This window comes from Flavobacterium riviphilum (assembly GCF_055231795.1).
In genome coordinates this window covers 1-13,447 of record NZ_JBUYSY010000015.1, presented here as the reverse complement: position 1 = coordinate 13,447, position 13,447 = coordinate 1, and the positions used below count along the sequence as shown (strand labels likewise).

Below are 13,447 nucleotides of genomic sequence, written 5' to 3'. Positions count from 1 at the left end.
TCAAAAAGCGTGCACCTGTACCTAAATACATTAGTCCTAAACAGATTATAATTAAAGGATTTGAGAGTCCTTTTGATAGAAAATTAAATTCGAGTAACCGTTGGGTTGTACTATCGAGACTTCTGCCTTGGGATGAAATATGTGAATAGTATTGGCAGGAAGTCACAGAAAAATCCACAGGTCGGACGGCTATGAATTTAAGAATTGTTGTAGGTTCCTTAATCATTAAACACCTTTGTGATTTAGATGACAGAGAAACGGTTGGTCAAATCAGTAAAAATATCTTCATGCAATATTTTATTTGATATTCTTCATTTACAGACGCCCCCCCTTTCGATGCTTTTTTATTTGTAGAATTTCTCAAGCGATTGAGATTGGAACAAATCAACTCCATAAACGAACTAATTGTTAAGATAAAAAAAGATTTAGAGTCATCAAATCAAGTCAAGAAAAATGACAATGACGAGGAATCTCATAGAGGAAGTCTTATTTTAGATGCCACAGCTTGCCCACAAGATATTACTTATCCGACTGATTTAGACTTACTGAATGATAGTCGTGAAAAATCGGAAGAACTAATGGATTTACTATTCAGTAGATCATCAATGGAAAAAAACCAAGGAACTACAGAGAGAAAGCAAGAAAAGAATATTTGAAAACAGATCAAAAGAAGAGTAAAAGCAGAAAAGAAATACGCCATGCCAACCATCAAAAAAAGTTGAATTATCTCAAGCGAAACATTCAGTCTATTCACTTGCTGTTAGACACCTTTGAGAGCATCCCTTTTTCGAAAAAAGAGTACAAATACTTGTTGGTTATTCAGCACTTGTATGACCAACAAAAGCAGATGTATGAGAATAAAACACACAACATAGATCAACGCTTAGTCAGTATTTATCAACCTCATGTCCGCCCCATTGTTAGAGGTAAAGCCAAAACCAAGGTAGAATTTGATTCAATAATAAAGCTATCAATGGTGGATTGTCTAAGTTTTTTTAGATGACTTATCTTGGGATGCTTTTAATGTAGGCACTCGATTGAAGGCCAGCGTGGAAAAATACAAAACTAGATTCGGATATTACCCCAAAGAAGTTTTAGCCGACAAAATATATTGCAACAGAGAAAACAGAGCCTATTTGAAAGAAAACAGAATTCTTCGCAAGGCCAAATCTTTGGGAAGACCTTCTCAAAAGGCATTGTCAAATCAAGTAAGCCCTGGAGAACGCAACCCAATAGAAGCAAAATTTGGACAAGCTAAGACTGGATATGGTTTAGACCGAATCAAAGCAAGACTGTCTGATACAAGCGAATCTTAGATAGCCAGTATTATATTAGTGCTTAACCTAGTCAAATTGGCTCAGGTAGCACTTCTATGAAAAGTAGTATATGAGTGTTTTAGAAAAAACTATTTCTATTAAAAAAAAATATTCTTGACTCATCTTTATCTAAGTCAATAATATTTTAAAAAGTTAAACTTCAACAGTGGTAAATTTAAAACTGAATTTGGGTGTTGAGTTTTTCGGTATACCCTAATTAGATGTAGGAGGTTTCTAATGCGGAATTAGGGTTAAATTAGATTTCTGTTTGTCAGAATCTTTATTTTTCATATGACTTCTAACTGATTCTACTTCACGAAAGACACCAATGCCAATCATTAATACTGTTAATCAACTCGAGGCGTACAAAGACTCTCTTTAAACTAGAAAAAGACCATGCCCGACATACCAAAAAAAAGGATGCATCCTTCGATGCATCCTTATAGATGAAAAAAAAACTATAGTTTAGATTTCGTTGTGTCTTTCTTCAATTAATTTTTTATCTGCAATTGAAATAGTGTCTACTAACACAGGTGTTGCGATAAACAGTGAAGAATATGTTCCTACTATAATACCAATCAACATAGCAAAGATAAATCCTCTGATAGACTCTCCACCAAAGATGAACATGATTAACAACACCACAATCATTGTTAAGGACGTATTGATAGTTCTTGACATGGTTGAGTTAATAGAGTTATTTACAATTTCACTGAAGTTTCCTTTAGTCTTACCATCTAAGAATTCACGAACTCTGTCGAATACAATTACTGTATCGTTCATAGAATATCCAATTACAGTTAAGATTGCTGCAATAAAGTGTTGGTCAATTTCCATTCCGAATGGCATGAATTTGTAGCATAATGAATAGATTCCCAAAACAAAGATCACGTCATGTGCTACTGCTGCAAGAGCTCCTAAACTATACTGCCATTTTCTAAAACTGATTACCAAATACAATCCTACAATAAGCATTGCACCTAAAACTGCCCAATAAGCGTTAGTTTTAATATCTTCTGCAACGGTTGGACCAACTTTAGAAGCTTGAAGAATACCTACCTTTTTACCATCATAAGCATTGACAAACTTGTCATAAGTTACATCTGCAGAAAAATGTTTCTTCAAGTTGTCATATAACATTTTGTTTACTTCTTCATCTACTTCACTTCCGCTTTCTTGAACTTTGTATTTAGTTGTAATTTTCAACTGATTGTCATTACCAAATACTTTAGCCTCAGCACTTCCAAATACTTTAGTCAATTCTTCTTTAACTTCTTCTGCTTGTACTGGTTTTTCAAAACGAACTTGGAAGGTTCTACCTCCTACGAAATCCACTCCTTGATCGAAACCATTAGTAGCAATAGAAACAATAGAAACCACAGTTACAATAGCCGAGAACACATAAGACCATTTTTTAATTCCTAAGAAATTAAAGTGGAAATTCGTAAAGAAGTTTTTAGAGAAATTAGTTACGAAAGTTAAATTGTTTTTGGTATTGATATTTTTATCGATAAAAATTCTAGCAATAAAAATAGAAGTAAATAAAGAGGTTACGATACCAATTAACAAGGTTGTTGCAAAACCTTTAATAGGTCCTGATCCAAAAATAAACAACACCGCACCAGTCAAAATGTGAGTCACGTTGGCATCAACGATAGAACGCATTGCCCCTTTCCAGCTGTAAGAAGCAATTACTGCTTCATTTAATGTTTTTCCAGCACGTAATTCTTCTTTGGCTCTTTCATAGATAATGATGTTCGCATCTACTGCTGTACCCATTGTCAATACGATACCTGCAATACCAGGCAAAGTTAATACCGCACCTAAACTTGCTAAAATTCCAAACAAGAACAACAAGTTTACAGCCAAAGCCAAGTTAGCATACCAACCTGCTCTACCATAATACACCATCATCCAAAGTGATACCAATAATAATCCAACAATTGCAGACGTTGTTCCGTTATCAATAGCTTCTTGTCCTAAAGATGGACCAACTACTTCAGATTGAACAATATCAGCTGATGCAGGCAATTTACCCGCTCTCAAAACGTTAGCTAAATCTTTAGTTTCAGTGATGTCAAAATTTCCGGAAATTTCAGATCTTCCTCCTGAAATAGGTCCGCTAGAAACACCCGGTGCAGAGTACACTACATTATCCAAAACAATTGCTATATACCCTTTAGAAGTATAAGCTCTTCCAGTTAATTCTTCCCATTCTTTAGCACCTTTAGAGTTCATTTGCATAGAAACTGCAGGTTTACCCATTTGGTCAAAAGTATCCATAGCATCAGTAACTACACCACCAGCCATAGAAGGGGCATCATTACGGTTTCCTTTCAATGCATACAATTCAACTGCATCTACTTTTTTATCTTTAGCTTTTACATCAGCAATAGTTGTTGGTTTACCCCATACAAACTTCGCGTAACGTTGTTCACCAGCCAATAGAATTCTAACATCAGCTCTTTTCAAATATCCGTTGATTACAGCAGTATCTTTTGGAGAAAACATTCCTAATACTGGTCCACCACCTTGAGCAATTAATTTATCAAACAATGGGTTTTTTCCACCTTTTGCAGCCGTAGAATCTTTCTCATCCGTCAACAAAGCACTTAAAGTATCTTTAGCTACTTTTTTAGTTTCTACTTTAGCAACTTCTGTTTTTTTCAAAACATCATTAGCTGCCATTAAGAAATTACCAATCTCTTCAATTTTGTAGGTTTCCCAAAATTGCAATTCTGCTTTACCTTGCAATAATCTTTTGATACGATCTACATCTTTAGCTCCAGGTAACTCTACAAGAATTCTTCCAGACTCTCCTAACTTTTGGATGTTTGGTTGTGTTACACCAAATTTATCGATACGCTCTCTTAATACACCAAAAGCACTTTCAACAGATTCGTTTACTTTTCTTTTGATTACTTTTTGTACTTGAGCATCGGTCATTTGAAAATCTACACCACCTTCACCTTGTAAACTTCTGTTTGCAAAAATTTCTGGAGAAGCTAATTTTGTAGTTCCTTTTGCATTGGCTTCAAAAGCTTCAAAAAAGGCATCCAAATAAGTTTGATTTCCTTTTTGATTGGCTGTAGCGTCTGCTAAAGATTTATTAAAAACAGGGTTTTTCGAATTGTTAGACAATCCTTTTAAGATATCTTTTACTGAAATTTGAAGAATAACATTGATTCCCCCCTCTAAGTCCAATCCTTTATTGATTTGTTTGTCTTTTACCTCGTTGTAGGTAAAATCAGTAAATCCAAGATTAAAAACTTTCTCTTTTCCAATAGAATCAAGATATTTTACTTCTTTCATAGAGTCACCCCCTGCGAAAGCTTTTGCTTCACTTTGTATCTTGTTGGACACAAATGTGAATGAAAGTTGGTAAATACTTACCAATGCAAATAGAATTGCGAAAAACTTAATTAGTCCTTTATTCTGCATTATTACTAAAAATTAATTATTGTGTTTTCTCTTTGTTTTAAATCCCAATAAAATAAGCCTTGACATTGTTTTTTAAAACAAAAAAAACATCTCGAATTATGTCATTTTTTTTAAACCGAGCAAATATATCATTAACGAAAAGATTAACCAATTTTTTTATAGATTAATCTCAAAAAAAAAACTGCACTTCTGCAGTTTTTCTTCAAAACTTAACGAATTATTATGCTAAAACAGATTTCAAATCTCCATTCATTGCTCTAACTGCCTCTGCGCTCTTAGCAAAAGCTGCTTTTTCAGCTTCGTTTAATTGAATATCAACAATTTGTTCAACTCCATTTTTACCGATAATACAAGGTACACCGATACAAATGTCGTTTTGTCCATACTCTCCTTCTAACATTACAGAACAAGCAATCATTTTCTTTTGATCATTCAAAATACTATCTACTAAGTATGCTACTGATGCTCCCGGAGCATACCATGCTGAAGTACCTAACAAACCAGTTAGCGTAGCTCCACCAACCATAGTATCTGCTGCCACTTTATCCAATACTTCTTGAGAAGCGAATTGCGACACTGGTATTCCATTATACGACGCTAAACGAGTTAAAGGAATCATTGTAGTATCTCCGTGACCTCCAATTACCATAGCTTTTATATCATTAGCTGGAACGTCTAGTGCTTTTGAAAGATAATATCTAAAACGAGAGCTATCTAATGCTCCCCCCATTCCAATAATTCTATTTTTTGGTAATCCTGTTGCTTTTAAAGCTAAATAAGTCATCGTATCCATTGGATTAGAAACCACAACTACGATTGCTTCTGGCGAATGTGCCAAAATATTATCCGCAACTGTTTTTACAATTCCGGCATTGATACCAATTAATTCTTCGCGAGTCATACCCGGTTTTCTTGGAATTCCTGAGGTAATCACCACTACATTACTATTGGCTGTTTTTGAATAATCATTTGTAACTCCTGATACTTTAGTATTAAATCCAGTATTAGTAGCACATTGTGAGATATCCATAGCTTTACCTTCTGCAAAACCTTCTTTTATATCTAATAATACTACTTCACTAGCAATCCCTCTATAGGCAATTACGTCTGCGCAGGTTGCTCCTACATTTCCTGCTCCTACAATGGTAACTTTCATTTTAAATTATTTTATTTTATTAAAAAACTGATTGAATTTATCAATGCACTAATTTAGGCATCTATATTGGCATATACAGCATTTTTTTCAATAAATTCTCTACGTGGCGGAACTTCGTCTCCCATCAACATAGAAAAAATACGATCTGCTTCGGCTAAACTTTCAATAGTTACTTGACGCAAGGTTCTAAAATTTGGATCCATAGTGGTTTCCCACAATTGTTCAGCGTTCATCTCTCCCAAACCTTTATAACGCTGAATAGCAGCACTTCCTCCCATTCTTTCATTGGCTTGGTCGCGTTGCAAATCAGTCCATGCATATTCTTTTTTATTCCCTTTTTTCACCAAGTATAACGGTGGTGCCGCGATGTACACGTGGCCTTCTTCTATCAATTCTTTCATGAATCGGAAAAAGAACGTCAAAATCAATGTGGCAATATGACTACCATCAACATCGGCATCACACATGATGATTACTTTATGATAACGTAGTTTAGAAAGATTCAATGCTTTACTGTCTTCTTCTGTTCCAACAGTAACACCTAAAGCTGTAAAAATATTTCGAATCTCTTCATTTTCAAACACTTTATGATGCATGGCTTTCTCCACATTCAAAATTTTACCACGCAATGGCAATATCGCTTGGAAGGCACGATCACGACCTTGTTTTGCTGTTCCACCCGCCGAATCTCCCTCTACAAGAAACACTTCACAACGTGCTGGATCTTGCTCTGAACAATCCGATAACTTTCCTGGCAATCCACCGCCACCCATTACGGTTTTACGTTGTACCATTTCACGGGCTTTCTTAGCTGCGTGACGGGCTTGCGCTGCTAAAATTACTTTTTGAACAATAATTTTAGCATCATTTGGATTTTCTTCCAAATAATTTTCAAGCATTTCGGCTACTGCTTGAGAAACAGGCGAAACTACTTCACGATTTCCAAGCTTAGTCTTTGTTTGACCTTCAAATTGTGGTTCTGCTACTTTTACCGAGATAATTGCAGTTAAACCTTCACGGAAGTCATCCCCTGAAATTTCAAATTTTAACTTTTCTAACAATCCAGAAGCATCTGCATATTTTTTCAAGGTACGGGTTAACCCCATTCTAAATCCTTGCAAATGCGTTCCTCCTTCATGCGTATTGATGTTATTTACATAGGAAAAGATATTCTCAGAATAACTGTCATTATAAATTAAAGCTACTTCAACTGGAATTTCACCTTTTTCGTTTTCCATAGAAATTACATGTCCAATAATTGGCACACGATTCCCATCTAAAAACTTAACAAATTCTTTTAACCCTTCTTTTGAATGAAAAGTTTCTCGGCGTGGCTCTCCTTTATCATCAACCTCTCTTTTATCCGTTAAAGTAATTGTAATTCCTTTATTCAAGAAAGACAATTCGCGTAAACGTGCCGCCAACGTATCGTAAGAATACTCAAGGGTTTGAGTAAATATGGTTCCATCGGGTTTAAAAGTAACGATGGTACCTCTTTTATCTGTAGTTCCAATTTGTTTTACAGGATATAACGCATTACCTCTTTCATATTCTTGTTCATAAATCTTACCATCTCTATGAACCGTTGCTCTTAAATGGTCAGAAAGTGCGTTAACACAAGACACCCCAACCCCGTGAAGTCCCCCTGATACCTTATAAGAATCTTTATCAAATTTTCCTCCCGCACCAATTTTGGTCATAACCACCTCAAGAGCAGAAACACCTTCTTTTTTGTGTAAATCTACAGGAATACCACGTCCATTATCTTCTACAGTAATGGAATTATCTTCATTTATTGCAACATAAATCGTATCGCAATGACCTGCTAAAGCTTCATCAATTGAGTTGTCGACTACCTCATATACTAAATGATGTAAACCTCTTACTCCAGTATCTCCAATATACATCGATGGACGCATCCTTACGTGCTCCATTCCTTCTAACGCCTGAATACTATCTGCTGAATAATTGTTCTTTTTAACTTCCTCGCTCATATATAAATGTTGTAATAAAATGTGTATTTTTTCTAAGACACGCAAATATACAAAAGCAGAAGGTAAAATAGCCTCAAAAAGCCTTTTTAAGCACTTAAGTTATCAACATTTATAGTTGAATACCCTAAACAAAAAAAACGCGCCTTAAAAAGAACGCGTTTCCATAAAAAACTATATAAAACTAACTCAAATATAGTTATGATTTAACATAGGCATCGTCGTGCACATTGGCAACCGCTCTACCTGATGGATCGTTTAAGTTTTTAAATGCTTCATCCCACTCCAAAGCGATTTTGGTACTACAAGCCACACTAGCTTCTTGTGGTACACACAAAGCCGCTGCATCACTTGGGAAATGTTCTGCGAAAATCGAACGGTAATAATACTCCTCTTTTGATGTAGGTGTTTGCAATGGGAATTTGTATTTAGCATTCGCCAATTGTTCATCCGTTACTTCTTCAGCAACAACAGCTTTCAAGGTATCGATCCAACTATACCCCACACCATCACTGAATTGTTCTTTTTGTCTCCAAGCTACACTTTCTGGCAACATGTCTTCAAAGGCTTTACGAACTACCCATTTTTCCATTGGATGCTCTTTGTTGATCATTTTATCTTGTGGGTTGATACGCATGGCAACATCCATAAATTCTTTATCTAAAAACGGTACACGTCCTTCAATTCCCCAAGCCGCTAAACTTTTGTTCGCTCTCAAACAATCGTACATATGCAGTTTACCTAATTTACGAACGTTCTCTTCGTGAAATTCTTTGGCATTCGGTGCTTTATGGAAATACAAATACCCTCCAAATAACTCATCGGCACCTTCACCAGACAATACCATTTTAATTCCCATTGATTTAATAACTCTTGCCATTAACCACATAGGAGTTGACGCTCTTACAGTAGTAACGTCATAGGTTTCTAGGTTGTAAATCACATCACGAACAGCATCTAATCCTTCTTGAATAGTAAATTTAATTTCGTGGTGAATTGTTCCAATATGATCCGCTACTTTTTGAGCAGCAGCTAAATCTGGCGAACCTTCTAATCCTACAGAAAACGAGTGCAATTGTGGGTACCAAGCATCCACTTGATCATCTGACTCAATACGTTTTTGAGCATATTTTTTGGCAATTGCAGAAGTAATTGAAGAATCCAAACCTCCGGAAAGTAATACCCCATAAGGAACATCACTCATTAACTGTCTGTGAACCGCAGCTTCTAAAGCTTCTTTAATAGCCGGAATACTCGTTTCATTGTCTTTTACCGCATCATACTCCATCCAATCTCTTTTGTACCATTGTACAAACTCCCCATCTTTACTGGACAAGTAATGCCCTGGAGGAAACAACTCTATTTTGGTACAATAGCCTTCTAATGCTTTCAATTCAGACGCTACATAAAAAGTACCGTGTTGATCCCAACCTATATATAAAGGTATAATTCCCATATGATCGCGAGCCACAAAGTACTCGTCTTTGGCCACATCATAAATAGCAAATCCGAAGATTCCATTCATTTCATCAATAAAATCAACTCCTTTTTCTTTGTATAAAGCCAAGATTACTTCGCAGTCACTTTCGGTTTTGAATTGATATTTACCTTCAAATTGTTTGCGTAAATCGCGGTGGTTATAAATTTCGCCATTGGCAGCCAAAATCAAATTCCCATCTTCACTTAATAAGGGTTGTTTTCCTGAAGCTGGATCAACAATAGCCAAACGTTCGTGAGACAAAATCGCTTTTTCATTACTAAAAACCCCACTCCAATCTGGTCCACGGTGGCGGATAATTTTTGACATTTCTAAGACTTGAGGTCTTAGGATTTCTGATTTCTGTTTTAGATCAAAGGCACATACAATTCCGCACATAACTATATTTTTATTCTGATTATTTAATTTGATGAAGCAAAGATGCTATAACAGATATAAATAGAAAACACAAAATCGATTTTTAGTTATAAATTATAACTAAAAATCGATTTTTAAGTAAAATATGAAATACAAAACCGATTCAACAAGAAGAATCGCTTAAAATCTGTAAATCGAAAGCTATTTGCAATTGCAATTACTTTTGTTTCGCTCCTTTAATAAATGTACTTGAAGGCTTAAACTTAACCATCTGACTAGCTTCAACTTGCATCAAATCGGCATCAAAAACCACAAAATCTGCCCATTTGCCCACTTCCAAACTTCCTTTTTCCTTTTCTTCGAAATTAGAGTAAGCTGCCCAAATCGTCATTCCTTTTAAGGTTTCTTCGCGAGACAAAGCATTTTCAATTTGGAAACCATTTTTAGGAAATCCTTTTACATCTTGACGTGCTACTGCAGCGTGAAACGTAAGCATAGGATTGACTTCCTCCACAGGAAAATCGGTACCTAGAGCTATTGTACCTGCTTTTTGGAGTAGTTTTTTATAGGCATAAGCATTTTTCAAACGGTCTTTCCCTAAACGATCTCCCGCCCAATACATATCGGAAGTGGCGTGTGTGGGTTGAACGGAAGGAATTATTCCGAGTTTGAAATAATCAAAATCGGATTCTTGAATTACTTGTGCGTGTTCAATTTTCCAGCGGCGGTCTTTTTTACCCGTCAATACTTCTTTGTAAATTTTTAGCAAAACAGTATTGGCCGAATCTCCGATGGCGTGCGTATTGAGTTGAAAAGGCGAATTGGCGATTTGCTGTGCTACCGCTTTCAATTGAGGCACTGGAGACAACAACGCTCCAAATTGTTTAGAACTATCCGAATACGGTTTATGCATACAAGCGCCTCTGGACCCCAAAGCGCCGTCGCCATACATTTTGAAAGAACGCACATTCAATTGGTTGGTTTTGTAGATTCCTTTTTTGAAATACAAATCCATATTTTTTTGATTTGCTGTAATCATCGCATAGACATTGATTTTCATTTTTCCCGCTTGTTGCAAACTGTCTATCAAATGAATAATATCAGGATCTAATCCAGCGTCATTGACTGTAGTCAAGCCATAATCAAACATTACTTTTTCGGCATCCAAAAGGGAGGCGATTTGTGTTTTGCGGCTGGGTTTTGGAATGATTTTAAACACCAATTCCATAGGATTGTCAATCAGAATTCCGGTTGGTTCACCATTTTGAAGTTCAATTTGTCCGCCATCGGCATTGGTTTTGGCGGTAATTCCAGCCATTTGCAGCACTTTGGAATTCACTACTATGGCGTGTCCGTCAATACGGTTGAGCACCACAGGAATATTTGGAAAAGCGGCATCGAGTGCTGTTTTCGATGGAAATTTCTTCACCGCCCAATCGTTTTGGTCCCAGCCATTACCAACAATAAATGTTGGATTTTTTGCTTTTTGAAACGCTTTTAGGCGAGTGATTATTTCTTCGAAGCTTTTGGTGCCTCTTAAATCTACTTCTTGTAAGGTTAGTCCATAGCCATAAAAATGACAATGTGCATCTATTAATCCAGGATAGATAAATTTTCCCTTATAATCTAAAATGGTCTTGGAAGTATATTTTTTCAGTAGCGAATCCGTATTTCCGATAGCTAGGATTTTCCCATCCTTAATGGCCATAGCAGAAGCTTTTTCGAAGGCAGCGTTTACGGTATAAATGGTGGCATTGGTCACAAGCGTATCCACTTCTGTCTGTGTGCTAGATGAACAAGAAAAGAGGAATAGGGATACAAAAAACAGAGCAATTGATTTCATATATGTAAATTTTGTTTTTTAGAGGTCATATATGGTATTGCCTTTTACTTATCGGTGTTTGTTTTCAACAAACTTGTTGTTAGTGGCGATTTCATATTTTTGAAATAGGGTTTGGTCTTGCTAAGATAAGGAAAAGTAAAGTTTAAAATACTTTTAGTCTGATTGCTAAAAATGGAGTTGTTACTATAATGAGGATTTCATAGAGCGATTAGTTTCGTATTTAAACACTAGAAATAGACTAAAATTCTAAAGGCATTCTCGGAAAAAGTTGAGAGACTTTTATTAGATTTACTGCTTTAAATTAAGATTTAAAAAAGTTCAGGAGACTTCGTAGTCAGGGACTTCGCAGAGGTTAAACTTAAACAATAATTAAAATGAAAGATATAAGTAACTTAAATAACCACACTATTATATTTATTATTGCAATGTTACTATTTGCAATTTGTACAAGCTACTATTTGTATAGAAATTTCCAGAATACAAATAATGAGTTAAAAGTAATTCTATTTCTTTTAATCTTTGGAGCATTTTTTTTATCCTATTACAATTATCAAGAGAATATATCTTTTAATGCTTTAAGTGCAAATTATTCGCTTTCTAAAGGAAAAATTACTAATTATTTTATATCTAATAAATTTTCACTGAGAGGAGGTACTGGTTCTAATGATGTAAAATATGTTTTTCTAGCAAACAATGAAGAATTTGAAAATAAATATTCAGAAAGCAGCTATATAGATATTCCAGATTTAAAACCTGATTTAAATATTGAGTATTTGGTACTTTATCAAAAAAACAATCCTAAGAATAGTTTTATTCTTTTGAATTATCCAATAATAAGTAAAGATGACTTTAATAAATATGTTGCTATTTTTACTGAAGGAATTCCAAAAGATGTATTCAAAAGAGATTAATAAATTGACTTCTTGAATTTGTTTCTTGAATATTATTAATTTTTATAGATGACATATCTCGATTATGCGGATATATGGTCTTACTAAGATAAGAAAAAGTCCCCTTCATCTGATCGTTCAAGAATCACATCACCTTAACCCCTTGTCAAATCTCGATTAACACCTCTTAAATGAGGCACAAAAAAACCGTTGCTTTCAAACGGTTTTCTATTTGTTTTTATTTGGATTTTGCCTTGTGTCAAATATACGAACTACATATATTTTACTTTTATTTTTCCGATACGTTATTTTAAAATGACTTGTTATTAATTTACGGTACTCATATTTTAAATGAACAAAATCTTCATCTATCACACCAATTTCCGTAAAATCTACATCAGGATTTTCTAAAATTTCGATGGTTTCAAAAATTGTTTTAATCATTTCTTTTGACTTGGAAACACCATAAAGCAAATCATTAAAACCTCTAACTTTTTGCAAGTCTTTTAAGGCTCTTGACGTTAATTGAACAATTATTTGGTTTCCCATTTATCCATAATTTCTTTAGCTTCTTTAAGACTATACAAACGACCGTTTTTAATGTCTTCTTCTCCTTCGGCGATCATTTTGTCCTTTCTTTTTTGAATCCTGTAAGACTGTACCATTTGGTATAACATTTCCACAGTTTTATCATCTTCCTGATCTATAAAACTATGCAATTCTCTCTTTAACTCAATAGCATTCATCTTTTTATGTTTTAAAAATCAAAAATACAAATTTTGTTTCAACAACTTTTCCATTTCTTCCCAAAAAATCAAAATAATCCCTGCTAGCCCCGGGAGGAGCCTACCGTCTGGACACATCTTGGAATAATTTCCATCCTTGCATTACGGAATTAAATTTTTGTATACCAATCCAAAATGTTGTTATTCCTGGCCTCCGCTCTGACGCATAT

12 protein-coding genes are annotated in these 13,447 nt (G+C 35.0%); 5 read left to right on the top strand and 7 right to left on the bottom strand.

All coding sequences use genetic code 11. The features are described 5' to 3' along the window. Positions 1–191: 191 nt before the first annotated feature. The 4 genes from ACZIX2_RS12025 to ACZIX2_RS12010 all read left to right on the top strand — a co-directional run bounded on the left by ACZIX2_RS12025 (position 192) and on the right by ACZIX2_RS12010 (position 1,316). Entirely contained in the window at positions 192–305 is a 114-nt protein-coding gene (locus tag ACZIX2_RS12025) for a hypothetical protein (RefSeq protein ID WP_463340336.1), read from the top strand. A gap of 69 nt (positions 306–374) precedes the next feature. Beyond that, on the top strand, positions 375–656 hold the full coding sequence (locus tag ACZIX2_RS12020; RefSeq protein ID WP_463340335.1) for a hypothetical protein: 282 nt from the start codon (positions 375–377) through the stop codon (positions 654–656). Next, positions 653–1,003 (top strand): hypothetical protein, encoded by a 351-nt coding sequence (locus ACZIX2_RS12015; RefSeq protein ID WP_463340334.1) that lies wholly within the window; start codon positions 653–655, stop codon positions 1,001–1,003. The genes ACZIX2_RS12020 and ACZIX2_RS12015 overlap by 4 nt, the downstream gene beginning before the upstream one ends. A gap of 46 nt (positions 1,004–1,049) precedes the next feature. Continuing rightward, positions 1,050–1,316, top strand: coding sequence for a transposase (locus tag ACZIX2_RS12010; protein ID WP_463340333.1), 267 nt, complete (start codon positions 1,050–1,052; stop codon positions 1,314–1,316). A 465-nt stretch (positions 1,317–1,781) separates the two neighbouring features. Here ACZIX2_RS12010 and secDF read toward each other — a convergent pair whose 3' ends face one another. The 5 genes from secDF to ACZIX2_RS11985 form a co-directional block, all read right to left on the bottom strand. Further along, entirely contained in the window at positions 1,782–4,757 is a 2,976-nt protein-coding gene (gene secDF / locus ACZIX2_RS12005; RefSeq protein ID WP_463340332.1) for a protein translocase subunit SecDF, read from the bottom strand. Positions 4,758–4,977: 220 nt separating this feature from the next. Continuing rightward, positions 4,978–5,913, bottom strand: a complete 936-nt coding sequence (gene mdh / locus ACZIX2_RS12000; RefSeq protein WP_463340331.1) for a malate dehydrogenase — start codon at positions 5,911–5,913, stop codon at positions 4,978–4,980. Positions 5,914–5,966: 53 nt separating this feature from the next. Continuing rightward, positions 5,967–7,907, bottom strand: a complete 1,941-nt coding sequence (gene gyrB, locus ACZIX2_RS11995; RefSeq protein WP_463340330.1) for a DNA topoisomerase (ATP-hydrolyzing) subunit B — start codon at positions 7,905–7,907, stop codon at positions 5,967–5,969. Positions 7,908–8,103: 196 nt separating this feature from the next. Then, positions 8,104–9,780, bottom strand: a complete 1,677-nt coding sequence (gene asnB, locus ACZIX2_RS11990; RefSeq protein ID WP_463340329.1) for an asparagine synthase B — start codon at positions 9,778–9,780, stop codon at positions 8,104–8,106. 196 nt (positions 9,781–9,976) lie between these two features. After that, positions 9,977–11,602 (bottom strand): amidohydrolase, encoded by a 1,626-nt coding sequence (locus ACZIX2_RS11985; RefSeq protein WP_463340328.1) that lies wholly within the window; start codon positions 11,600–11,602, stop codon positions 9,977–9,979. A gap of 374 nt (positions 11,603–11,976) precedes the next feature. Between ACZIX2_RS11985 and ACZIX2_RS11980 the strand changes: the two genes are divergently transcribed. Beyond that, complete coding sequence (locus ACZIX2_RS11980) at positions 11,977–12,513, top strand: hypothetical protein (RefSeq protein ID WP_463340327.1); 537 nt, start codon at positions 11,977–11,979, stop codon at positions 12,511–12,513. Between the two features lie 207 nt (positions 12,514–12,720). Here the strand turns inward: ACZIX2_RS11980 and ACZIX2_RS11975 are convergent, their stop codons facing one another. Next, on the bottom strand, positions 12,721–13,041 hold the full coding sequence (locus ACZIX2_RS11975; protein ID WP_463340326.1) for a type II toxin-antitoxin system RelE/ParE family toxin: 321 nt from the start codon (positions 13,039–13,041) through the stop codon (positions 12,721–12,723). Next, positions 13,026–13,238: a hypothetical protein gene (locus ACZIX2_RS11970; RefSeq protein WP_342692391.1), complete on the bottom strand. Its 213-nt coding sequence runs from the start codon at positions 13,236–13,238 to the stop codon at positions 13,026–13,028. Before ACZIX2_RS11970 ends, ACZIX2_RS11975 begins: the two co-directional genes overlap by 16 nt. Positions 13,239–13,447 lie beyond the last annotated feature (209 nt).

Bases quoted from the DNA above. Each gene is read 5' to 3' on its own strand.
- ACZIX2_RS11970 (WP_342692391.1), bottom strand. From the start codon at position 13,238: ATGAATGCTATTGAGTTAAAGAGAGAATTGCATAGTTTTATAGATCAG.
- asnB (WP_463340329.1), bottom strand. From the start codon at position 9,780: ATGTGCGGAATTGTATGTGCCTTTGATCTAAAACAGAAATCAGAAATC.
- mdh (WP_463340331.1), bottom strand. From the start codon at position 5,913: ATGAAAGTTACCATTGTAGGAGCAGGAAATGTAGGAGCAACCTGCGCA.
- ACZIX2_RS12025 (WP_463340336.1), top strand. From the start codon at position 192: ATGAATTTAAGAATTGTTGTAGGTTCCTTAATCATTAAACACCTTTGT.
- ACZIX2_RS11985 (WP_463340328.1), bottom strand. From the start codon at position 11,602: ATGAAATCAATTGCTCTGTTTTTTGTATCCCTATTCCTCTTTTCTTGT.
- secDF (WP_463340332.1), bottom strand. From the start codon at position 4,757: ATGCAGAATAAAGGACTAATTAAGTTTTTCGCAATTCTATTTGCATTG.
- ACZIX2_RS11980 (WP_463340327.1), top strand. From the start codon at position 11,977: ATGAAAGATATAAGTAACTTAAATAACCACACTATTATATTTATTATT.
- ACZIX2_RS11975 (WP_463340326.1), bottom strand. From the start codon at position 13,041: ATGGGAAACCAAATAATTGTTCAATTAACGTCAAGAGCCTTAAAAGAC.
- gyrB (WP_463340330.1), bottom strand. From the start codon at position 7,907: ATGAGCGAGGAAGTTAAAAAGAACAATTATTCAGCAGATAGTATTCAG.